The organism is Roseovarius marisflavi, from assembly GCF_900142625.1.
Taxonomy (GTDB): domain Bacteria; phylum Pseudomonadota; class Alphaproteobacteria; order Rhodobacterales; family Rhodobacteraceae; genus Roseovarius; species Roseovarius marisflavi.
Genome location: NZ_FRBN01000016.1, coordinates 44328 through 65159, shown reverse-complemented (window position 1 = coordinate 65159; position 20832 = coordinate 44328). Strand labels below are relative to the sequence as shown.

Below are 20832 nucleotides of genomic sequence, written 5' to 3'. Positions count from 1 at the left end.
ATGAGGGGCGTTTTTTTGTGACGGGGCGTTTGCCCAAATCGGGCGGGGCTGATAAATCTCAAGTCCGGGGGCAAACGATGTGATTTGCTGGCTCTGACAGAGGGGGAAATCAATGCATGCGCTAAAAGCGGCGACCGCGGTTCTGATGCTGCTGTCCTGGCCTGCACAGGCCGAGCCTGTTTCCTGCGACGGCTCTGACGTCACGGTGTATGGCGCACGCCCGCAAGACGCGCAGCTTGTCTGCGCGGCAGTGGCACGGGCAAAACAGACGTTTGAAAGCTGCAATGTTCCGCCGATCACGCGGCCCCTGCGCATCGACATTGTCGAGACCCTGAAGGCCAATTGCTTTGGGCAATATCATTGCGGCGAAGACTGGATCGAGCTGTTGTCGCCCTCTGCAATGCAGGCAAAGCATTTGCCCGGAAGTATTTACGCAGATCTGCCCGATGACGCCTTTTTCCAGAGCATCCTCGTGCATGAGCTGACCCATGCGGCGATCAAGGATGTGCCATGCCCGTTCGACAATTGCCTGATTGCGAATGAATACCTGGCCTATGTCATGCAGATCAGGTCACTGTCCCCCGAGGCGCAGCTTCAGTTTCTACAAGGGGCCGATCTTGACCGCAAAATCTCGCGGGACGAGTTGAACCAGATGATATATTTCATGGCGCCCGACATCTTTGCGCGCAAATCCTGGCTGCATTTTACGCAGCGCGAAGATCCCTGCGGATTTGTCGGCCAGATCGTTGAGGGGACTGTCTTGCTGGATTATGAGCGGTTCGAATGATCGCGCGCCGCAGGGCTTAACCGGCGGCTTTCTGCGGCTTGTCGCCGACCGGGCCACCGGCCTTTTTCCAGCCTGAAAATCCATCCTCGACATGGGTGACGTTTTGCAATCCCATCTCTTGTGCGGTGCGCGCCGACAACGCCGAGCGCCAGCCAGAGGCGCAGTAGAACACAAACTGGTTGCCCGTTTGGAACTGTGGCTTGGCATAGGGGCTCTCGGGGTCGATCCAGAATTCAAGCATGCCACGCGGACAGTGAAAGGCGCCGGGGATCATGCCCTCGCGCTCAAGTTCGCGCGGATCGCGCAGGTCGACGAATGTCACCCCGCTTTGACCGTGGAGGTCAAGCAGTTCGGTTGCGGGGCCGTGATTTACCAGCTTGTTGGCCTCGGCCACCATATCCTTGATGCGTTTCATTTGGGCAGTCCTTTTGTCAGTCCGCTTTGGCACAGGGTATGTGCCAGAGCGCGGATTGGAAAGACCGGACCGCTGTGGACCATAGGTCTGGCTTTACGCTGAACGATTTGGGGGGCGGCCTGCGTGCTTTGGCTTGTCAAAAGGCGTGGGGCGGGGTACGGCGGGCGGATGAGCAAAGAGCAAAAACCATCGCGCCAGCAAGTCTATACCCTGTTGGTTGAAATCGGCCGCAAAGAGGGCGACGGCCTGCCTGACAAGGCGACCGGGGCGGCGCTTATGGTCTATGCCAGTGGCGTGGACGAGGCCGAGGCGGTGCGCGAAACGGTGGCGATCCTGAAACAGGCCGATACCGCGCCGCTTGATGTGTCGGGCTATGGCACGCTGGCCGAGCGCGAAGAAGAAGGCCACGACATCACCGACGAAGAACGCCACCTGATGCAGCGCGCCCGCGATGAAAACGCGGTTATCGTCGCCCAGGTCACCCCGTTCTTCGACTAGCAGGCGGCAGGTCAAGGGTCTTGCGGCACTCATCCTGTCACGGACGCAGATGGATTTGGCGAACCGTCACGCTGGTCTTGTGACGGTCCGCCAGTGCGCCCCGTACGCCCTGTGCCGACGGGGTCGTCAGGCAAGGGCGCGGGCCATCAGATCAGCACCTCAGACAAGGCGATGAACAGGGGAATACTGAAGATCGCAACGGGAGTGCCCAATCCGGTCGAGGTGCCCACATAGGCCGATGGATTGGCCTCTGGCAGAGCGCCGCGCAAAGTGGGTGGCCCTGAGATATCAGAGCTGGAAGCGGCCATCACCGCCAGCAAAACGACCCCGCCCGCCGAAAATCCGGTCAGCTCATGGGCAATAAGGCCAACGCCGAACCCCAAAAGGCCATGGATAAGGGGCGCGATCATTCCATAGAGAATATAGGCATGCGCCACTTTGCGAAGCTCTGCAAAGCGGCTCCAGGCTTCCATGCCCATGATCAACATCAGGATCGACAGCAACCCCCGAAACAGCGGCTCGTAAAAGCTTTTGTAAACGCTGTCAGGCTCCGCCAGCACACCAAGCGCGAGGCCGGCAAGCAAGGCCGAGATGGCCGGGCTGCGGAAGGTATCGACCAGGATGCCGCGCACGAGACTTGCGTTATCCGTATCCTCGCAGGGTGCCGCCCCGGTCCGGGGGCCACCGGCGGCAAGGGTGCCATCGCTGTTGATGGAAACCTCGGGCGCGGCACGGCGCGCGGAAGAGAGTTTTGCCATGACGATGGCCGTCACAAGTGCCGCGATATCCATGAAGGGATAAAGCGCCCCGATAAAGCCCTCATAGGCGATCCCGCCATCGTCGAGAATTGCCATGCCAGCGGCAAGGGTCGAAGCCGAAACCGCACCGAACAGACCGGCCGTGGCAAGGCCATCTACCGTCGAGACGCCCCGTAAGCGTGCAAGCGTGCGACTTCCAAGCAGAACGATGGCAATGCCCACGATCGCAGCCCCGAGTGCAGGCACGACCAAGGACATCAGATCGGCGTCGCGGATCGAGATGCCCGCGCTCATGCCGACCTTTAGCAAAAGTACAATGACGATGAACTTGTAGACGGGATCGGGGATCTCGAATTTGCTGCCAAGCGCAGCCAGCAGCATCCCCGCGATCAGAAAGGCGAGGGTCGGCTTTTGTAGCTGCTCGAAAACGGTGCTGCTGATCGTCAGAATACTATCCATGGTCGGGCTCCTTTTGGATGTAGCCGACGACCTACGGAACTTGGGTTAAATATAAAAATATATCTTTTATGAATTTTCGTTCTATAAAAAAGAATGAATTCACGCCTGAACTATCATCACCTGCGGTATTTCCGCGAAGTCGCGCTTGAGGGCCATCTGGGCCGCGCCGCTGAACGCCTTAACGTGGCACAATCGGCTTTGTCGGTTCAGATCAAGCAGCTTGAGGACCGGCTTGGCTTTGCCCTGTTCGATCGCGTCGGGCGCACCCTTGTGTTGACAGAGGCGGGCCGTATTGCTCTCGATCACGCGGACCGGATATTCGAGACAGGTGACGAGTTGCTTGCAACGCTTCAGCAAAACAGCACCCGTCAGCCGCCGCTGCGGATCGGGGCCCTTTCAACGCTGTCGCGCAACTTTCAGCTTCAGTTTCTGCGCCCGCTTCTGACGTCCGGTGCCACCACCTTTTGGCTGAAGTCGGGCAATATCACGATGCTGTTGGATGATCTGGAAAGTCTGGCGCTTGACGTGGTTTTGACCACTCAGGTGCCGGATAACGGGTCGGCCACCGTTTTCGCGGCACAGCGGATTTCAGAACAGCCGGTTGGCATCCACGGCAGGCCGCAACAGCTTGGACACGCCAGCCTGAGGGGCCTTCTTGAGAGCGAGCCTTTGATCCTGCCCACCGAAAGCGTCATTCGCAGAGGCTTTGAAAACCTTGTCGCGAACCTGGGGATTCAGCCGCGCGTGGTTGCGAATGTTGACGATATGGCGATGGTCCGCCTGCTCGCAAGAGAGGGCGTCGGTCTGGCCATTGCGCCGACCGTCGTGGTCGCGGACGAAATTGCCAGCGGCCTGCTCGCAACGGCGTCCTTCGATCTGGGTATCTCAGAGCCGTTTTTTGCCGTGACATTGCCCCGCAAATTCCCCCACCCGGCCCTGGGTGGTTTGCTTCAGGGGCAATCCGGATAGGCGAACGAATGCGCTATGCAGCCCGGTTGAGGGCCAGCGTGATCGCCTCGAAGGGTTTGAGAACCGGCCAGATCGGCTTGGGGTGTTCAGGCAGACGCGCACGGTCACAGCCCGACAGGATACTCGCGCCAAAGAGCTCAGGATTGCGCCGCAACCGGCCGATATAAAGGCTCTCGGTCGAGGTGCCGGCGGCGATGATCGCCTCATGTCCCGGCAACAACAGGTGGTGATAGGTCACCACGTCAGGGGAGTCGGCGTAAAGCGCCGAGAACCCGTTCACAAGGTGGCGCGCGGGCACAAGAACCGCCTCCGAGCCGAACAGGTATTCCACCTCTGATCCGCGGATCACCAGCCGCTGTTGCGGGGCCACGACGATATCGCGGCGCAGGCCGAAATAGGGCGCCCGCAGGCGCACTGGGCGAAAGCTTCCGAAGGCGGGCACGCTGCGGCTTACGTTTTGCAGCACCGGCACGATCTGCCCGTCATCCGTATCCACGCAATCCCCGCGCCGAAGCTCGCTCGCCGCTATAAACCCGGTTGGCGTGCAAACCGGCACATTGGCACTGAGGCCCGGCATCGGGCCGATCGGCTCGATCTGGTCCGAGATGGCGATAAAGATCACATCCGGGTCAAGCTGACGCTGGCGCGGGTCGGTGATGGTGGTGTGCAGATCCGCAAGCGGCATCGGGTGCGGCGGCGGCAGGGAAATCGCATGCACCCGGTCATTTTCGGGCCGCTCAAGCGACAGCCGCCCCCATTTCGCAGGCGCATCCCAGCAATAGGTCAGCCGCAGCGTATCAGTGCGGTCTCCAGGTTGATAGGGCAGGGTGGCGTGACGCACATCCCCGGCCTGAGTCTCAACAAGGACGATGCCGCCATCGGGCAGCGCCTGAAGCGAGAAACTTCCGCTCCAGGGGTGACTGCGGCTAAAGGCGAGCAGGGTCTGAACCTGTCCGATCGAGGACAGGCGCGTTTCAATCATCAGGGTGCCGCGCGGCATCAGCGCGCATTCATCCGGCTGCGTGGCATCCGGCCTGTGCCCGCCAATCGCGTCAAGCCCGCCAAGGGCAAAGCGACCTTCGGTCTGATCAGAGATGCCGATCCACCCCATCCTAGGCCGCGCGCCCCTGTGCCATCAAAAGCCGCGCCTCATAGCGTTTCAGGGTGCGCCGTGCCGCCCCGCTATAGCCCTGGCCGGTTTCGGGGTCGATCTCTGGGAAGAGGGTGCAGATTTCACGCACGATATCGGCCTCGAAACTGTGGTTGACCTGCGGCCCCGGCAGAAAGCTTTCGGTCGCGAGGCCCTCGGAGAACACCACCGGATGGCGGGCTGACAGGATACGGATATAATCGACCGTGCCGGGTGCCGACACGAGACCCTCGCTCTCGTCAGACAAAAGCTCTGCACGGTTGTCGCGGATCAAAACCCGGTGCAGCGGCGACAACGGCCATTCACGGTGGCTGCCGAAAGCGTCGGCGGCGATCCGTATCGGCGCAAACTCACCCTGCGCCGCCACCCTGCGCTGACCGATCCAGCGCAGCGGCTGGGCCCCGTCATCCTGCGTTATCATCAAGCCACCGCGCGCCTGCGTTTCAGCCGCGACCTCGCCGCCCGGCGTAAGGACTAGGGTGTCGGCAATGAAACAGGGCACGGAGTCGACGGTGACGATACCGACGTCGGTCTCGCCGGTGCTGCTTTGCACGTCACAGGTACAGTCGAACACCTCGGTGTCGCCGTCGCCCACGCCAAGCCGCACAGGGCTGCCATTGATCCAAACGCCGACGAAATCCAGAAAAGCGACGGTGGCGTATTCGGAGTGCTCCTCTGACAAAAAGGCGAATTGCACCGCCTCACCACCGGGCGCAATGGTGTCGCTGTTGGTATAGATGTCCGAGGATTCCTGGTCGCCGGAATAGGACGCGCTGATCACCTGAGCGCCATCGCCAAAGATGGTCTCGGCCATCTCGGTCGCGCCGCGATCAATCGGAATTTCTACGCCTGAAACCATCTTTGCCTCGACCCATTGTCAGAGGCAGCGCAATGAATAAACCAACCTTGGGGGTGCCCCCGTCGGTCTTGACTTGCAAAGACGCGTTGTGATGTGCCTATCGGCGCCTTGCTGCTCGTATCGGGGCCGGTATTGTCCTTTGCGGATCTGCTGGCCCTGGTTTGTTTTGCCCTGCCTCGGGTGTCTTTTTATTAGGTACCGGATATCAAAATAAATCGTTCTTGTTAAGGTTTAATCTGTTTTACCCGAGGTATCTTTGGATGTGTGATCGCGCGCGAGGTTTGCGCTTGGGCCGAATCCGCGCTAGGCCGCTTGAAACCACGCTGGAACCAGGATGAGACTCCGATGCCGCATAGCCCTGTCGATCCCGTAAACCTGACCGCCGATCTGGTGCGCTGCGCCTCGGTGACGCCCGAGGAAGGCGGCGCTCTGACTCTGCTCGAAGGTGTGTTGAGCGAGGCGGGTTTTGCTTGTACCCGGATTGATCGCGGCGGGGTCTGCAACCTCTTTGCCCGCTGGGGCGACAAGGGTGCGACGCGCGCCTTTGGCTTTAACGGGCATACCGATGTGGTGCCCGTAGGCGACGCCGAGGCCTGGAGCGTGCCGCCCTTTGGTGCGGTGCAAAAGGACGGCTGGCTTTGGGGGCGTGGCGCCACCGATATGAAATCGGGCGTCGCGGCCTTTGTCGCGGCTGCGGTCGATTTCGTGCGCACGACGCCACCCGAGGGCGCCGTGATCATCACCATCACCGGCGATGAAGAGGGCGACGCTGTCGATGGCACCGTGGCGATCCTTGACTGGATGGAGCGCGAGGGCGAGGCGATGCGCGTCTGCCTTGTGGGCGAGCCGACCTGCCCCGAGCGCCTTGGCGACATGATCAAGATCGGGCGGCGCGGATCGCTTTCGGCCTGGTTCACCCTCACCGGAGTGCAGGGGCATGCGGCCTATCCGCATCGCGCGAAAAATCCGTTGCCTGCGATGGCGCGGCTGATGGACCGGCTGGCCAGTCACGAGCTTGACCAGGGCACCGAGCATTTTGATGCCTCGACCCTCGCGGTTGTGACCATCGACACCGGCAACCCGGCGACCAACGTGATCCCGGCCACGTGCCGCGCAACCGTGAACCTCCGCTTTAACGATGCCCATGACAGCGCGTCTCTGATCGACTGGTTGCAGGGCGAGCTTGACCGCGTTGCGCAAGAATTCGAAGTGGCCGGCGAGATGACGGTCAAAGTCTCGGGCGAGAGCTTTATCACCCCGCCGGGGGAGTTGTCCGATCTGGTTGCCAGGGCTGTCGAGGCCGAAACCGGGCGCGTGCCGGAGCTTTCGACCACCGGCGGCACCTCTGATGCGCGGTTTGTCAAAAGCCATTGCCCGGTCGTGGAGTTCGGCCTCGTCGGGCAGAACATGCATCAGGTCGATGAACGTGCAGAAGTGGCGCAAATTCATGCGCTCAAGGCGATTTATGGCCGTATCCTTCGCGATTATTTCGCCTGATCATGCGCGGCCAGCTGATTGTCATGCTCAAAGAGCCGCGCCCCGGCCGGGTAAAGACCCGGCTTGGGCGCGATATGGGCATGGTCGGTGCGGCCTGGTGGTTTCGCCATCAGGTGACGCGGCTTTTGCGCGAGATCGACGATCCCCGCTGGCAGGTGACACTGGCCGTCAGCCCCGATGCGCAGGGCCTGCAAAGCCGGGTCTGGCCCGCGCGCTTTGCCCGCGTGGCGCAGGGCGCGGGCGATCTTGGCGACCGGATGGGGCGGGTCATGCGCTCGCGCCCGCCGGGGCCGGTCTGTATCATCGGAGGCGATATTCCGGGGATCAGGGCGGCGCATATCGCGCGCGCCTTTACGGCGCTTGGTCGTAATGAGGCGGTGTTTGGCCCGGCGCCTGATGGCGGGTATTGGCTTGTCGGGCTCAAGCGGGTGCAGGTGCCCGCAACGCTGTTTCAGGGGGTGCGCTGGTCAAGCGAGCACGCCCTTGCCGACACCATCCAGAGCCTTGGTGGCGCGAGGGTGGCGCTTGTGGATCGCTTGCGCGATGTCGATACCATCGCGGATCTGGGGGCGGCGCGTCGCGCCCTTGCCTTCGCGCCTCGCGAGGTCGGCCGAGAGGCCGGAAGAGCGGTTTTCCCGGATGACGGCGGGCTTGCTTCGTGCTAGGGCACCCTCATGAGCCAATTGCCAGATAAAAAAGAAATCCTGCAATGGATTTCGGATAACCCGACCCTCACCTCGAAGCGCGATATTGCCAAGGCTTTTGGCATCAAGGGCGCGGCGCGGATTGACCTTAAACGCATCCTCAAGGAGCTTGCCGACGAGGGCCATCTTGAAAAGCGCCGCAAGACTTATAGCGACCCCGACCGTCTGCCGCCGGTAAGTGTGCTTCAGGTTCAGGGCCAGACCGGCGATGGCGAGCTTTTGGCCAAGCCGATGGAATGGCAGGGCAAAGGCGTCGAGCCGGTTGTTCTCTTGATTCCGCGCGCCAGTGATCCGGCTCTCGGCGAAGGCGACCGCATTCTGGCCCGTCTGCAAGAGGTCAAGGGCGAGGCGCATCATTACGAGGCCCGCCTGATCCGGCGCATCGGCACCAACCCGCACAAGGTCTTGGGGGTTTTCCGCCAAGGCTCGGATTCCGCCCGGATCGTGCCGATCGACAAGGGCGATGGCAAGGAGTGGCTGGTGGCCAACGACGCTACGGGCGGTGCCAAGGATGGCGAGTTGGTCGAGGCCGAGCAGGCCGGGCCTGCCGGGCGCATGGGGCTGCCGCGCGCCCGCGTGGTGGCGCGTCTTGGCGATCCTTCGGCACCCAAGGCGGTGTCGCTGATTGCCATTCACCAGCACGGCATTCCCGATGATTTCCCCGACGAGGTGATCGCCGAGGCCGACGCGATGACGCCTGCCGGTCTTGGCGCGCGCAAGGACATGCGTGACATGCCCCTGATCACCATCGACCCGGCCGATGCGCGCGATCACGATGACGCGTGTTGGGCGCATGCCGATGACGACCCCAAGAACGACGGCGGGCATGTGATCTGGGTCGCGATTGCCGATGTGGCGCATTACGTGCGCCCCGGCACCGCGCTTGATGCCGAGGCCCGCAAGCGCGGCAATTCAAGCTATTTCCCCGACCGCGTGGTGCCGATGTTGCCGGATCGTTTGTCCGGCGATCTGTGCAGCCTGCATGAGGGCGTGCCGCGCGCCTGTATCGCCGTGCGCATACAGATCAACGCCCAGGGCGACAAGATCGGCCACCGCTTTGAGCGTGGCCTGATGCGCTCGGTCGCCTCGCTGACCTATCAGCAGGTGCAGGCCGCCATGGATGGCGCGCCAGATGATCAATGCGCCCCCCTGATGGAAGAGGTGATCAAGCCGCTTTACGCGGCGCATGACGCCCTCAAGAAGGCCCGCCACCGGCGCCAGCCGCTTGATCTTGAGCTGCCCGAACGCAAGGTGGTGCTGAGCGACGAGGGCAAGGTTCTGTCGGTCAATTTCACCGAGCGGCTCGAGGCGCATAAACTGATCGAAGAGTTCATGGTGCTGGCCAACGTGGCCGCCGCCGAGGCGCTGATTTCGCGCAAATCGCCGCTGCTCTTCCGGGTCCACGAAGAACCCGCGCCCGAAAAGCTTGAATCCCTGCGCGATGTGGCCGAGGCGGCGGGGCTTGTGCTTGCCAAGGGGCAGGTCCTCAAGACCGCGCATCTCAACGCGCTTTTGCATGCCGCGCGCGACACCGATCATGCCGAGGTGATCAACATGTCGACCCTGCGCTCGATGACGCAGGCCTATTACGGGCCGCAGAATTTCGGGCATTTCGGCCTTGCGCTTCAGGCCTATGCGCATTTCACCTCGCCGATCCGGCGCTATGCCGACCTTGTGGTGCACCGCGCGCTGATCTCGGCGCATGGCTGGGGCGATGACGGGCTAAGCCACGAGGAAGAGGCCCGCCTTGACGCTACCGGCCAGCATATTTCCGAAACCGAGCGGCGCTCGATGGTGGCCGAGCGTGATACCAATGACCGCTATCTCGCGGCCTTTTTGTCAGAGCGCTTGGGCGAGGAATTCACTGGCCGTATCAGCGGCGTGGCCAAGTTCGGCGTCTTCGTGCGGCTTGATGAGACCGGGGCCGACGGCCTTATTCCGGTGCGCAGTCTGGGGCGCGAATTTTTCCACTTTGACCGCGAGGCGGGCACCTTGATGGGCTCTGACACCGGTCTTACGATCGGGCTTGGTCAGCGGGTGTCCGTCAAACTTTCCGAGGCGGCGCCGGTCACCGGCGGGATCGCGCTTGAACTGATCAGCATCGAGGGGAACACCGTGCCGCGCGGCCCAAGGGGCGCTAGGGGCGGCGCGCGCGGCAAGACGGGGCATCGCAAACTGGGCAGCGCCAAACGCAAGGCGGCCAAGGTGAAACGCAAAACGGCACGCGGCCAGCGGTAGATTGCCCAAATCATGGCAACGGTTTGCCCGCGTCCTGCAAGATTGCTTTTGATTCGGCGACAATCACGCTATGATTAACTAAAGCCGAATTCAAAAAAGGGCTAGGGCATGCAGGCGTCGATCGTTGGACTTACAAGCGTTTTCCTGATGGTCAGCACCGCTTTGGCGGGCGCTGTCGAGGTGTCGTTAAGACCGCAAATGCGCCCCGGATCAGGGGTGATCGCCGCTGCGGCGGTGATGTCGATCGACGTGCCGATCCGATCCTTGCGACCCCAGATGCGGCCCAACGACCTTGCCGCTGGCGAGGCGCGGATCATTCCGGCAAGCGCCAACAAGGCGTTTGACCGCTGGATTTCAGGGTTTCGGGGCCGCGCGGCACAGCAAGGCATTCGCACAGCCGTTTTTGACCGCGCCTTTCGCGGCGTGCAATATAACACCTCGGTCATTCAGAAAGACCGCAACCAGTCGGAATTCAAAAGTCAAATCTGGGATTACCTTGACAGCGCCGCCTCGCCGGTGCGGGTCAAGAACGGGCAGGCGGCCCTGCGCAAGCATCGCCGCACTTTGACACGGATCGAACAGAAATATGGCGTTGAAAAAGAGGTCGTCGCGGCCGTCTGGGGCCTTGAAAGCACCTACGGCGAGCGGCTCGGGAACATACCGCTTATCGAGGCGCTTGCAACGCTGTCCTTTGACGGGAGGCGCGGGAAATTCTTTGAAAGCCAGCTGATCGCCGCCCTCAAGATCTTGCAGGCCGGGGATGTAAGCCCCGCCGACATGAAGGGCTCCTGGGCCGGGGCAATGGGGCATACCCAGTTTATCCCGACCTCTTACCTGGCCTATGCGGTTGATTTCACCGGCGATGGCAAGCGCGATATCTGGTCGGATGACCCAAGCGATGCGCTTGCCTCGACCGCCGCCTATCTCAAGCGGTTCGGCTGGACCAAGGGCCAGCCCTGGGGGGTTGAGGTGCGCCTGCCGCGCGGGTTCAATCATTCCGCGGCGAGCCGGAGGAATATGAAGTCACCGGCGCAATGGGCGGCGCAGGGGGTTGTCGGCCTTGATGGCAAGCCGGTGCCGAATTATGGCAAGGCCTCGATCCTCTTGCCTGCGGGTGCGCAGGGCGCGGCCTTTATGATCTTCAATAATTTCGCGGTGATCGAGCGCTATAACAAGGCCGATGCCTATGTGATCGGGGTCGGGCATCTGTCGGATCGTCTGAAAGGCGGGCCGGAAATTCAGGCCAGCTGGCCGCGCGGGTACAAGCCGCTGTCGTTTGATCAGAGAATGGAAATGCAGCGGCGCCTGCAGCGCAAGGGCTTTGGCATCGAAAAGATCGACGGGATCATCGGCCCCAATACGGTTGAGGCGATCCGCAGCTTTCAGGAAACGGTCGGGGCGACGCCGGATGGCTTTCCGTCGCAAGAGCTTTTGGCGCTGTTGAAGCGGTCCTGAGGCGGGCAGGGCCGAGCCACCCGCCGGGGCCAGAGGTTGAGGTCAGGGCTGAGTTGAGTATTTTTGGAAAGATGAAAGCGGTTAGTCGCTAAAGCCCAAGACCTGTGCGAGGGCCGCAAGGGCGTCGGGCAAGAGGCTTTCGGGGTCATGCCGGGCTAGTGGCACGCCCTGTGCCGCGAGCGCGTCGCCATACCCCAAGGCACCCCCGTCAGGGGCGATGAGGGCCACGCTCTGACCGAGCCAATAGGGCCGCGCGGCGGCAAGCTCGGCACCGAGAAGGTGCCCGCTCAGGGCGCCCGGAGTGCCGGTGACCTGCGCGCTGCGCAGATGGGCGGCCAGACGTTCAGGGCGGCTTAGACTATCGGAAATCGCGGCGCTGTCGGGTGGCATCGTGGCGCCAAGGGCCGAGGCCAGCGTCGGGGTCAGAAAGCTTTGACAGCTCACGGCCTCATCTGCGCTCAGGTGGACCCAATGGCTTAGGGTGTCGCAGAGAACGCAAACGACCCCATCCCAATTTGGGTGACGCGCGGCAAAGCCCAGCAGGATAAGCCGCACCCAGCCGTCGATCACATCCGCAGGGTGATCCTGCGTCAGCCCGGCAAGGCCGGGGCCGTGGCCGGGCAAAAGCGGGCAGGGCAGGGTGTCGGGCCGCCCCTCGCCAATTCGGTAGAGCCGCTGTGTGGCGCCAAACCCGGCAAGGGCCGCCGCCTCATCCGCGCCGGAGCTTTGATGCGTCACCCTGGGGCCGGACAGGGCAAAGGCCCGGTGGCGCTGGCCGTCATGGCCGATAACGGCCCAATCGGTCATCGGGTCTGTTGCATCTGGCGCATGAGGCCGGACATGTCATAGCCCGCCGCCGAGGTTGCCTTGACGATCTCATCCGCGCCCAGATCGTCAAAACTCGTCATGCTCCAGAGCATGGTGCAGCGCGTGCCGCTTCGGCAATAGGCGAGGATCGGTTTGGGCAGCTCATCAAGAGCCGCGCGAAACGCCGCAAGATCGGCCTCTGACAGCATGCCGGAGACAATCGGCACCGAGCGCACGGCAAGGCCCGCCGCCTGTGCCACTTCGGCCACCGCATCATAGGCGCATTGGCCGAATTCCTCGCCATCGGGCCGGTTGCACAGGATCGAGCGAAACCCGGCCGCGGCGATCGCGGCCACATCCTCGCATTCGATTTGCGGGGAGACAGAGAAATCATCGGTGATCTTGCGCAGGTCCATCGGGCCCTCCTTGCCGCTGTTTTGCCCAGCATATGCGCGTAAATGCCACCAAGTTCAATGGGCCGAGCGCGCGCTGTGCCGTAGGCGGCTGCGGGTGAGATGCCTGGGGTGTGGTCTGTGAGATGCGAAGATTTTTGCATTTATCACCGAATTACGGGGAATTTTGGGGCGATTGGGTCGAGAATATCAAGATTTCGGGAAAAATAAAAAAGGAACCTCTGGTAGAGTAACATATCGGGTCCCGCCAAGAGGGCCCGTTTTTCAAGGAAGAGGGAGAACCCAACATGTCTGGAAAATTCGTCGTCGGCTACGACGGCAGCGAGTCGTCGCAGCGCGCGCTTGAGTTTGCGGTGGACCGCTCGCAAGCGCAGGGCGGGACGATTGTTCTGGCTCACGTGCTGGAATGGTCGCCATATTCGTTTCTGACGCCAAACGAGCTTGAAGAGCGTCATAAGCGCCGCGAAGAAGAGCTTCACCGTGCGGAAACAGCGATCATGACGACCGTCGTAAAAGACCTGCGCGACAAGGGTGTGACGGTCGAGACCGTGATCAAATACGGTAATATCCCGGAACTTCTGGCGAAGATCGCAAAGGATTGCGGTGCGATCCAGATCGTGATCGGGCGCAGCGGCCATTCCAATCTTGGCGCGCGGGTGTTCGGGTCGGTTGCCGGGGCGCTTGTTCAGTCGGCGCCGGTGCCATGCACCATTGTTCCATAAATAAAAATTCGGACAGGGATGAATCATATGCATCGAAAGAATTTCCATGCGGCAATCGCCGCAGCCGGGCTATTGATGGCCAGCGCGCCGGCTTATGCGCAATCGGTTGACGAAAAGGTCAATCAGATCTTCGCCAGCTCGACGGGCTGGTTTGTGAATCTTATCTTCTCGAACTTTCCGGGCACCTCCTTTCCGTGGATCGTGGCCTGGCTTGTGGTTGGCGCGACGGTGTTCACGCTCTACTTTGGCTTTGTCCAGTTTCGCGCCATCGGGCATTCGATCGCTCTTGTGAAAGGCGATTACTCCGATCCCGATGATGCCGGCGAGGTCAGCCACTTTCAGGCGCTTGCGACCGCGCTTTCGGGCACGGTGGGTCTTGGCAACATCGCCGGTGTGGCGGTTGCCGTAAGCATCGGCGGGCCGGGGGCGACGTTCTGGATGATCCTTGCGGGTCTGATGGGCATGGCGTCAAAATTCACCGAATGTACGCTTGGCGTGAAATACCGCAATGAATATCCCGATGGCCGGGTGTCGGGTGGTCCGATGTATTACCTGACCAAGGGCTTTGCCGAGCGCGGTCTTCCGGGGGGCAAGGTACTTGCGGTCCTGTTCTCGATCTTCTGTATTCTGGGCGCACTTGGTGGGGGCAACATGTTCCAGGCCAACCAGGCGCATCAGCAGATTTCGGGCATCGTGGGCGCGTATCCGGGGTGGATCACCGGCATCATCTTTGCCGTTGTGGTCTTTGCCGTGATCGTCGGTGGCCTCAAGTCCATCGCGCGGGTCACCGAAAAGGTCGTGCCGTTCATGGGCATCCTTTACGTTGGTACCGCTTTGATCATCATCCTGATGAATGCGGATCAAATTGGTTGGGCCTTTGGCCAGATCTTTGCCGGCGCCTTTACCGGGCTTGGCGTTGCCGGCGGTATGGTTGGCGCGCTGATCCAGGGGTTCAAGCGGGCGGCCTTCTCGAACGAGGCCGGCGTTGGTTCGGCGGCAATTGCGCACTCTGCGGTTCGTACCAAAGAGCCGATCACCGAGGGCTATGTGTCGCTTCTTGAGCCGTTCATCGACACCGTTGTGATCTGTACCATGACGGCGCTTGTGATCATCATCACCGGTCAGCTGGTGGCGGGCCCGGATGGCAATTACCTGCTGAATGAGGCAGGTACGGCGATTCAGACCGTTGGCGGCACCTCGGGTGTTGGCCTGACCTCGGCGGCCTTTGGCAGCGCAATCAGCTGGTTCCCCTTCGTTCTGGCGATTGCGGTGGTTCTGTTTGCCTTCTCGACCATGATCAGCTGGTCCTATTATGGCCTCAAGGCCTGGACCTATCTGTTCGGCGAAGGTGAGACGACAGAGCTGGTGTTCAAGGTGATCTTCTGCGTCTTCGTGGTGATCGGTGCGGCGGCCAATCTTGGGCCGGTGATCGACTTCTCGGATGCGGCGATCTTTGCGATGGCGGTGGTCAATATCATCGGGCTGTATGCCCTGATGCCGATCGTCAAGCGCGAGCTGAACAGCTATGTCAGCCGTTTGAAATCGGGTGAGATCAAGAAGTTCGAGTAACCATTGGGTCGACCTTTGGATTTGAGCAATAGGAAAGGGCCGGTGCGTGATGCACCGGCCCTTTTTATGTGAATCGCAAGGCGGGGCTCAGAGGGGCCTCGTAGGGTGGGTGAAACCCACGCGCTCCGACATCCGCCCCCGCATCAATTGATCGTGCTCTCAATGCCCTCGGGCTTGCCCACCACCACGAATGTAAGCTTGGCCGGATCCAGAAGATCGCGCGCGACGCGGTTCACATCCGCAAGCGTGACGGCGTTCACCTTGTCGTTGCGGGTGGTGATGTAATCGGTCGGCAGGCCTTCCATCTGCATCCCCACGGCGATATCGGCAATCGGGCCGTTGCCCTCGAACCGAAGCGGATAGGCCCCCGTCAGATAGGTCTTGGCATCCTGCAACTCGGCCTCGGTGACGCCCTCTTCGCGGATCTTGGCCCATTCATCGCGAATGACCGACATGGCCTCGGCGACGCGGTCATTGGCCGAGGCCACAGACCCCATCCAGAGCGCGGCACCGTCCTTGTCCAACAGGTAGGAATAAACCCCATAGGTCAGCCCGCGTTTTTCGCGCACCTCGTTCATCAGCCGACTTTCAAACGACCCGCCCCCAAGGATGTGATTCAGCAGATAGGCAGCAAAGAAATCGGGATGCTCGCGATCAATGCCCGGCTGGGCAAAGGCGGCGATGGATTGCGGCGTGTCAAAGTCGACAACCTTGACCCCACCGGGCAGGTTAAGCGTGGCCTCGCCCGCGAGCGGCGCGCCAGTGGCGGGCAGATCGCCCAGCAGGTCGTCAAGCAGCGCCGACAGCTCATCGCCGGTGATATCGCCCACCGCGCTGATATAAAGCCGGTCGCGGGCCATGGCCGCGCGCTGTGCGGCAAGGATATCCTCGCGGGTCAGCGCCGCGACACTTTCAAGCGTGCCGTTAAGCGAGGTTGCATAGGGGTGATCGCCGTACACCAATGCGTCAAACGACATCCCCACAAGATCGCGCGGGTTTTTCTGGCTTGATTGAATGATCGAGGTGATCTGCGCGCGCACCCGTTCAATCGCATCGGGGTCAAAGCGGGTCTCAAGCAGGCTCGCGCGCAAAAGTGCCATCGCCTCGTCGCGGTTCTCGGTCAGAAAACGGGCCGAGATGCTGATGGTGTCATCGCTCACGCCATAGCTGAAATTGGCGGCAAGAGATTCGGTCGCGCGGGCGAAGCCCTGCGCATCCAGATTTCCGGCGCCTTCTTCAAGCAGCCCGACCATAAGGTTCGTCGCGCCGCGTTTGCCCGGCGCATCCAGTGATCCGCCCCCGCGAAAGCGAAGCTCAAGCGCCACGAAGGGAATCGAATGATCCTCGACCAGCCAGGCCTCGAGCCCGCCGGGGGTTGTCAGCTCCTGCACTTCGACCCCGGCCCGTGCGGGCAGGGCGGCGAGAAGCATCACAAAGCCAAGAACAAGGCGGATCATTGCGTCACCTCCGGTGCCATAAGCCATCCGGTGACGGATGTGTTGCGATCAAAGACCTTGCGAGCAGCGGCCATGATATCGTCCTCTGTGGTATTTTGCAGAATCTCGGGCCAGGCCTGAACATCGGCGATGTTCAACCCCTGGGCCAGGGCGCGGCCATAGCGATTGGCAAGCCCGCCGGCATCGTCGCGCGCATAGATTTCCGAGGCGCGCACCTGCATCTTGATCCGCTCAAGCTGATCGGCATCGATGCCGGTTTCAAGGAAGGTGGTCAAAACGTCATCCATCGCCGCCTCGGCCTGGTCAAGGGTCACACCCGCCGCGGGCACGACCACAAGGCTAAAGGTGGTGTCATCCAGCGAAAGCCCCGAATAATATACCCCGGTCTGAACCGCGATACGGCTGTCAAACTGAAGTTTCTGGGTCAGCACGGAGGTGCTTCCGCCGCCAAGGATTTCGGCCAGAAGGGTAAGCGCGGCCGCCTCTTCCTGTGCGCCGCTGTCGCGTTCCGGCGCAATATAAGAGCGGCTCACATAGGGTTGTGCCACCCGGTCGTCGCGAAAGGTCATGCGCCGTTCGGCCATCTGGCGCGGTTCTTGGGGGCGCACCCGCTCGGGCAGGTCGGGATTGGCCGGGATCGGGCCATAATAGGTCTCGGCGAGCTGGCGCACATCCTCGGGGGTAACATCGCCTGCTACCACCAGAATGGCATTATTGGGCGCGTAAAAGGTGCGATAATAGGCAAGCGTATCCTCAAGCCCCAGATCATGCATTTCATGCTGCCAGCCAATGATCGGCACGCCGTAGCGGTGGTTGAGATACTGCACCGCATTCTTTTGCTCGCGAAACAGGGCCGAGGGATTGTTTTCCACCCGTTGATTGCGTTCCTCGATGATCACGTCACGCTCGGTGGCGATGTCGCCTTCTCCCAGTTGCAGATTGACCATCCGGTCGCTTTCCATCCGCATCATCAATTCAAGGCGATCGGCCGCGATGCGCTGATAATAGGCGGTGTAATCATAGCTGGTAAAGGCGTTGTCAGAGCCGCCATTGCGCGCCACGGTGGCCGAAAACTCGCCCGGCTCCATCGTCTCGGTGCCTTTGAACAACAGATGCTCCAGAAAATGCGCCACGCCCGAGGCGCCCGGCGGTTCATCCGCTGATCCGGCGCGATACCAGACCATCTGCGTGACGACCGGCGCGCGATGATCTTCGATCACCACCACCTCCAGTCCGTTTTCAAGGGCAAAACTCGTCACCTGATCCTCGGCCAAGGCGGGCGCAAGGGGGGCGATTGCAAGTAGAAAACTGGCAAAAAGGCTACGCATATAGTGTCTCCGGTCCATGCTGGGCGTCTGACAATAGATACGCTTTAGCTGTGATGTTTCAAGCATCCTGACGGGATCGTCAGCGCCCCGGGGAGTTTATTTCGGGGGCGGCGGGCTTGACGGGGTAACCGTGCCATTGCGGCGCAGGCGGCGCTCTTCGGCGTAGGCATCAAGCCACTGGCGCTTATAGGCGTTGGTATAATCATCCTTCGGCCCAAGGCGCAGGATGTTCACGCGGCCATGGCGGCGGCGTATCTCACTGTCTTCTTCGGAGAGGGTCTGGCGGATATTTGCCGTGGCCCCATAGCGAGTGGCGTGATTGACCAGGGCACCATCCCGGGCGCTCGGCGCACCGGCCGTCAGTGCGGCGGGGTTGCCACCAAGGGCTGCAACGCCATCGGCCAGCGGGTTCTGATCGGTGCGGTTGGCGCCACCCGGGGTGGGGCTTGGCAGGCTGGCGTAATCTTCGGGTGCCTGCAAGGGCTTGCCCGGCATGATCGAAAATTCGTCCGGCCCGTTGCCGGTATGGCGAATACGGGTCAACGTCACATCATCGCGACCGCCGCAGCCCGCAAGCACGGTTGCCACAAGAAGCGCCAAAACTGTTTTATGCGGCATCGCCATCGCCACTCTCCTGCAACTTTCGATCAGCCTTATCGCATAGCTGCGCCAAGGTCACGAGGGGTTTTTCCCTGAAGGCAACAGTACCATGCCAAAAGCGCCGATGAAAACCGCGATATCGGCGATATTGAAGGCAAACGGATTGTCGATGCCACAGCACGACACGTTGATGAAATCCGCCACCGCGCCATAGATCAGCCGGTCAATCACATTGCCAACCGCCCCGCCGACCAGAAGACCGGCGGCGATTTTCTGCAAGCGGCCTGCCGGGTCGGTATGGACCCACCACAAGACCGCCCCCGAAATCACCAGGGCCACCGCGATCAAAACCCATCGCGTCAGCGGGTTATCCCCCGCCATCAGGCCGAAATTGATCCCGTAATTCCACGCCATGCGCAGGTTGAAGAACGGCGGCCACACGTCAATCGCACCCAGCTGGCGCAGGTTCAGGCTATGGACAACAAGGTACTTGCTGGCCTGATCAAGCAGGAAAACCCAAAACCCGGTCCAAAAGACGATGCGCATGGCGGGGCCCCTAGTGACGGAAATGGCGCATGCCGGTCAACACCATGGCAAGACCCGCTTCGTCGGCCGCGGCAATCACCTCGTCATCGCGCATCGAGCCACCGGGATGGATCACGGCGGTCGCCCCGGCCTCTGCGGCGGTCAAAAGGCCATCGGCAAAGGGAAAGAACGCATCCGAAGCCACGACACTGCCCTTGGTCAGCGGCGCGGGCAGGCCAAGCGCCTCGGCCATGTCCTGCGCCTTGCGCGCGGCAATGCGGCAACTGTCAACGCGGCTCATCTGGCCGGCGCCCACGCCGACGGTGGCGCCATCCTTGACGTAAACGATGGCATTGGATTTCACGTGCTTGGCGACTTTCCAGGCAAACAGCATATCCGCCATTTCCTGATCGCTCGGCGCGCGCTTGGTGACGACCTTAAGGTCATCCGCCGTGATATGCCCGTTGTCCTTGTCCTGCACAAGATACCCGCCCGAGACCTGCCTCCAGGTCCGTGCCGCCTGTCGCGGATCGGCCAGACCATCGGTGATCAAGAGCCGCAGGTTCTTCTTCTTGGCAAAAATACTCATAGCATCGGCATCGGCCCCGGGCGCGATCACCACCTCTGTGAAAATCTGGCTGATCTCCTCGGCGGTGGCCCCGTCAAGCGGCTGGTTGAGGGCGATAATCCCGCCAAAGGCCGAGGTGCGGTCACAATCAAACGCGCGGCCATAGGCCTGCGTCAGGGTCTCGCCGCGCGCCACGCCGCAGGGATTGGCATGTTTGATGATCGCACAGGCCGGGCCCGCTTCGGGGGCGAATTCACTGACCAGCTCGAACGCCGCATCGGTGTCGTTGATGTTGTTATAGCTCAGTTCCTTGCCCTGGATCTGGGTCGCGGTGGCAACACCGGGGCGCAGGCTGCCATCGGTATAGAATGCCGCTGCCTGATGCGGGTTCTCGCCATAGCGCAGGGTCTGCGCCAGCTTTCCGGCCACGGCGCGACGGCGCGGCGCGGCCTCGGCCAGGGCATCGGCCATCCAGGTCGACACGGCGGCGTCATAGGCCCCGGTGCGCGCATAGGCGGTCAGCGCCAGACGCTGGCGGAAGCCATAGGAGGTCTGCCCGTCATGGGCCTCAAGTTCTGCCAGAAGCGGCGCGTAATCCTCGACATCAACCACGACGTTGACAAAACCGTGGTTCTTGGCCGCCGCGCGGATCATCGCGGGCCCGCCAATGTCGATGTTCTCGATGCAGGTCTCGTAATCAGCGCCCCTGGCGACGGTTTCCTCGAACGGATAGAGGTTCACCACCAGCAGATCAATTGCGCTAATGCCGTGCTCCTGCATCGCCGCGGTGTGATTGTCATTGTCGCGCAGCGCCAACAGGCCGCCATGCACCATCGGGTGCAGGGTCTTGACCCGGCCATCCATCATCTCGGGAAAGCCGGTCACCTCGGCCACATCGCGCACCGCGAGGCCCGCCTCGCGCAGGGTCTTGGCGCTTCCGCCAGTGGACAAGAGTTCGATCCCGCGCGCCGCAAGGGCACGTCCAAGATCGACCAGTCCGGTCTTGTCGGAAACAGAAAGAAGGGCGCGGGTGACGGGCGCGAGATCGGTCATG

At 61.7% G+C, this 20832-nt stretch carries 20 protein-coding genes; 9 read left to right on the top strand and 11 right to left on the bottom strand.

Annotation, left to right across the window (positions count from 1 at the left end):
* The first annotated feature begins 112 nt into the window (after positions 1-112).
* Complete coding sequence (locus tag BUB78_RS13865; RefSeq protein ID WP_073198921.1) at positions 113-787, top strand: DUF6639 family protein; 675 nt, start codon at positions 113-115, stop codon at positions 785-787.
* A 16-nt stretch (positions 788-803) separates the two neighbouring features.
* Here the strand turns inward: BUB78_RS13865 and BUB78_RS13860 are convergent, their stop codons facing one another.
* Entirely contained in the window at positions 804-1202 is a 399-nt protein-coding gene (locus BUB78_RS13860) for a rhodanese-like domain-containing protein (protein WP_073198919.1), read from the bottom strand.
* A 168-nt stretch (positions 1203-1370) separates the two neighbouring features.
* Here BUB78_RS13860 and BUB78_RS13855 point away from each other — a divergent pair, with 168 nt between their 5' ends.
* A complete protein-coding gene (locus BUB78_RS13855) occupies positions 1371-1700 on the top strand; it encodes a hypothetical protein (protein ID WP_073198967.1) in 330 nt (109 codons plus the stop codon).
* Between the two features lie 146 nt (positions 1701-1846).
* Here the strand turns inward: BUB78_RS13855 and BUB78_RS13850 are convergent, their stop codons facing one another.
* Entirely contained in the window at positions 1847-2917 is a 1071-nt protein-coding gene (locus BUB78_RS13850; protein WP_073198917.1) for a sodium-dependent bicarbonate transport family permease, read from the bottom strand.
* Between the two features lie 93 nt (positions 2918-3010).
* Here BUB78_RS13850 and BUB78_RS13845 point away from each other — a divergent pair, with 93 nt between their 5' ends.
* Positions 3011-3886 carry a LysR family transcriptional regulator gene (locus BUB78_RS13845; protein ID WP_073198914.1) on the top strand — a complete coding sequence of 292 codons (876 nt, stop codon included), beginning with the start codon at positions 3011-3013 and terminating at the stop codon, positions 3884-3886.
* A gap of 13 nt (positions 3887-3899) precedes the next feature.
* Here BUB78_RS13845 and BUB78_RS13840 read toward each other — a convergent pair whose 3' ends face one another.
* Complete coding sequence (locus BUB78_RS13840; RefSeq protein WP_073198912.1) at positions 3900-4997, bottom strand: Hint domain-containing protein; 1098 nt, start codon at positions 4995-4997, stop codon at positions 3900-3902.
* Position 4998: 1 nt separating this feature from the next.
* Complete coding sequence (locus BUB78_RS13835; RefSeq protein WP_073198910.1) at positions 4999-5895, bottom strand: Hint domain-containing protein; 897 nt, start codon at positions 5893-5895, stop codon at positions 4999-5001.
* A gap of 345 nt (positions 5896-6240) precedes the next feature.
* On the opposite strand from BUB78_RS13835, the gene dapE reads away from it, so the two are divergent.
* The 4 genes from dapE to BUB78_RS13815 all read left to right on the top strand — a co-directional run bounded on the left by dapE (position 6241) and on the right by BUB78_RS13815 (position 11789).
* Positions 6241-7392, top strand: a complete 1152-nt coding sequence (gene dapE / locus BUB78_RS13830) for a succinyl-diaminopimelate desuccinylase (RefSeq protein WP_073198908.1) — start codon at positions 6241-6243, stop codon at positions 7390-7392.
* 2 nt (positions 7393-7394) lie between these two features.
* Positions 7395-8057 carry a TIGR04282 family arsenosugar biosynthesis glycosyltransferase gene (locus BUB78_RS13825; protein WP_084732877.1) on the top strand — a complete coding sequence of 221 codons (663 nt, stop codon included), beginning with the start codon at positions 7395-7397 and terminating at the stop codon, positions 8055-8057.
* A 9-nt stretch (positions 8058-8066) separates the two neighbouring features.
* On the top strand, positions 8067-10334 hold the full coding sequence (rnr, locus tag BUB78_RS13820; protein ID WP_073198906.1) for a ribonuclease R: 2268 nt from the start codon (positions 8067-8069) through the stop codon (positions 10332-10334).
* Positions 10335-10442: 108 nt separating this feature from the next.
* Positions 10443-11789 (top strand): lytic murein transglycosylase, encoded by a 1347-nt coding sequence (locus BUB78_RS13815; protein WP_073198904.1) that lies wholly within the window; start codon positions 10443-10445, stop codon positions 11787-11789.
* Positions 11790-11870: 81 nt separating this feature from the next.
* On the opposite strand, the gene BUB78_RS13810 is transcribed toward BUB78_RS13815, so the two are convergent.
* Together BUB78_RS13810 and BUB78_RS13805 are read right to left on the bottom strand one after the other, a co-directional pair.
* Positions 11871-12596, bottom strand: coding sequence for a 2-dehydro-3-deoxygalactonokinase (locus tag BUB78_RS13810; RefSeq protein WP_073198895.1), 726 nt, complete (start codon positions 12594-12596; stop codon positions 11871-11873).
* Positions 12593-13012: a protein tyrosine phosphatase family protein gene (locus BUB78_RS13805; RefSeq protein WP_073198894.1), complete on the bottom strand. Its 420-nt coding sequence runs from the start codon at positions 13010-13012 to the stop codon at positions 12593-12595. Before BUB78_RS13805 ends, BUB78_RS13810 begins: the two co-directional genes overlap by 4 nt.
* 284 nt (positions 13013-13296) lie before the next feature.
* Between BUB78_RS13805 and BUB78_RS13800 the strand changes: the two genes are divergently transcribed.
* Together BUB78_RS13800 and BUB78_RS13795 are read left to right on the top strand one after the other, a co-directional pair.
* Positions 13297-13731, top strand: coding sequence for a universal stress protein (locus BUB78_RS13800; RefSeq protein WP_073198892.1), 435 nt, complete (start codon positions 13297-13299; stop codon positions 13729-13731).
* 27 nt (positions 13732-13758) lie between these two features.
* Positions 13759-15300, top strand: a complete 1542-nt coding sequence (locus BUB78_RS13795; protein WP_073198962.1) for an alanine/glycine:cation symporter family protein — start codon at positions 13759-13761, stop codon at positions 15298-15300.
* 143 nt (positions 15301-15443) lie between these two features.
* On the opposite strand, the gene BUB78_RS13790 is transcribed toward BUB78_RS13795, so the two are convergent.
* The 5 genes from BUB78_RS13790 to purH form a co-directional block, all read right to left on the bottom strand.
* Positions 15444-16757, bottom strand: a complete 1314-nt coding sequence (locus BUB78_RS13790) for a M16 family metallopeptidase (RefSeq protein WP_139279350.1) — start codon at positions 16755-16757, stop codon at positions 15444-15446.
* Positions 16754-18085, bottom strand: a complete 1332-nt coding sequence (locus tag BUB78_RS13785) for a M16 family metallopeptidase (RefSeq protein ID WP_073198890.1) — start codon at positions 18083-18085, stop codon at positions 16754-16756. The genes BUB78_RS13790 and BUB78_RS13785 overlap by 4 nt, the downstream gene beginning before the upstream one ends.
* Positions 18086-18181: 96 nt before the next feature.
* The gene (locus tag BUB78_RS13780; RefSeq protein WP_073198888.1) at positions 18182-18709 is read right to left on the bottom strand and encodes a DUF3035 domain-containing protein; all 528 of its coding nucleotides are present in this window, start codon (positions 18707-18709) and stop codon (positions 18182-18184) included.
* A gap of 51 nt (positions 18710-18760) precedes the next feature.
* Entirely contained in the window at positions 18761-19231 is a 471-nt protein-coding gene (gene lspA / locus BUB78_RS13775; protein ID WP_073198886.1) for a signal peptidase II, read from the bottom strand.
* Positions 19232-19241: 10 nt separating this feature from the next.
* Positions 19242-20831 (bottom strand): bifunctional phosphoribosylaminoimidazolecarboxamide formyltransferase/IMP cyclohydrolase, encoded by a 1590-nt coding sequence (gene purH / locus BUB78_RS13770; RefSeq protein WP_073198884.1) that lies wholly within the window; start codon positions 20829-20831, stop codon positions 19242-19244.
* Position 20832 lies beyond the last annotated feature (1 nt).

Bases quoted from the DNA above. Each gene is read 5' to 3' on its own strand.
- BUB78_RS13865 (WP_073198921.1), top strand. From the start codon at position 113: ATGCATGCGCTAAAAGCGGCGACCGCGGTTCTGATGCTGCTGTCCTGG.
- BUB78_RS13860 (WP_073198919.1), bottom strand. From the start codon at position 1,202: ATGAAACGCATCAAGGATATGGTGGCCGAGGCCAACAAGCTGGTAAAT.
- BUB78_RS13855 (WP_073198967.1), top strand. From the start codon at position 1,371: ATGAGCAAAGAGCAAAAACCATCGCGCCAGCAAGTCTATACCCTGTTG.
- BUB78_RS13850 (WP_073198917.1), bottom strand. From the start codon at position 2,917: ATGGATAGTATTCTGACGATCAGCAGCACCGTTTTCGAGCAGCTACAA.
- BUB78_RS13845 (WP_073198914.1), top strand. From the start codon at position 3,011: ATGAATTCACGCCTGAACTATCATCACCTGCGGTATTTCCGCGAAGTC.
- BUB78_RS13840 (WP_073198912.1), bottom strand. From the start codon at position 4,997: ATGGGGTGGATCGGCATCTCTGATCAGACCGAAGGTCGCTTTGCCCTT.
- BUB78_RS13835 (WP_073198910.1), bottom strand. From the start codon at position 5,895: ATGGTTTCAGGCGTAGAAATTCCGATTGATCGCGGCGCGACCGAGATG.
- dapE (WP_073198908.1), top strand. From the start codon at position 6,241: ATGCCGCATAGCCCTGTCGATCCCGTAAACCTGACCGCCGATCTGGTG.
- BUB78_RS13825 (WP_084732877.1), top strand. From the start codon at position 7,395: ATGCGCGGCCAGCTGATTGTCATGCTCAAAGAGCCGCGCCCCGGCCGG.
- rnr (WP_073198906.1), top strand. From the start codon at position 8,067: ATGAGCCAATTGCCAGATAAAAAAGAAATCCTGCAATGGATTTCGGAT.
- BUB78_RS13815 (WP_073198904.1), top strand. From the start codon at position 10,443: ATGCAGGCGTCGATCGTTGGACTTACAAGCGTTTTCCTGATGGTCAGC.
- BUB78_RS13810 (WP_073198895.1), bottom strand. From the start codon at position 12,596: ATGACCGATTGGGCCGTTATCGGCCATGACGGCCAGCGCCACCGGGCC.
- BUB78_RS13805 (WP_073198894.1), bottom strand. From the start codon at position 13,012: ATGGACCTGCGCAAGATCACCGATGATTTCTCTGTCTCCCCGCAAATC.
- BUB78_RS13800 (WP_073198892.1), top strand. From the start codon at position 13,297: ATGTCTGGAAAATTCGTCGTCGGCTACGACGGCAGCGAGTCGTCGCAG.
- BUB78_RS13795 (WP_073198962.1), top strand. From the start codon at position 13,759: ATGCATCGAAAGAATTTCCATGCGGCAATCGCCGCAGCCGGGCTATTG.
- BUB78_RS13790 (WP_139279350.1), bottom strand. From the start codon at position 16,757: ATGATCCGCCTTGTTCTTGGCTTTGTGATGCTTCTCGCCGCCCTGCCC.
- BUB78_RS13785 (WP_073198890.1), bottom strand. From the start codon at position 18,085: ATGCGTAGCCTTTTTGCCAGTTTTCTACTTGCAATCGCCCCCCTTGCG.
- BUB78_RS13780 (WP_073198888.1), bottom strand. From the start codon at position 18,709: ATGGCGATGCCGCATAAAACAGTTTTGGCGCTTCTTGTGGCAACCGTG.
- lspA (WP_073198886.1), bottom strand. From the start codon at position 19,231: ATGCGCATCGTCTTTTGGACCGGGTTTTGGGTTTTCCTGCTTGATCAG.
- purH (WP_073198884.1), bottom strand. From the start codon at position 20,831: ATGACCGATCTCGCGCCCGTCACCCGCGCCCTTCTTTCTGTTTCCGAC.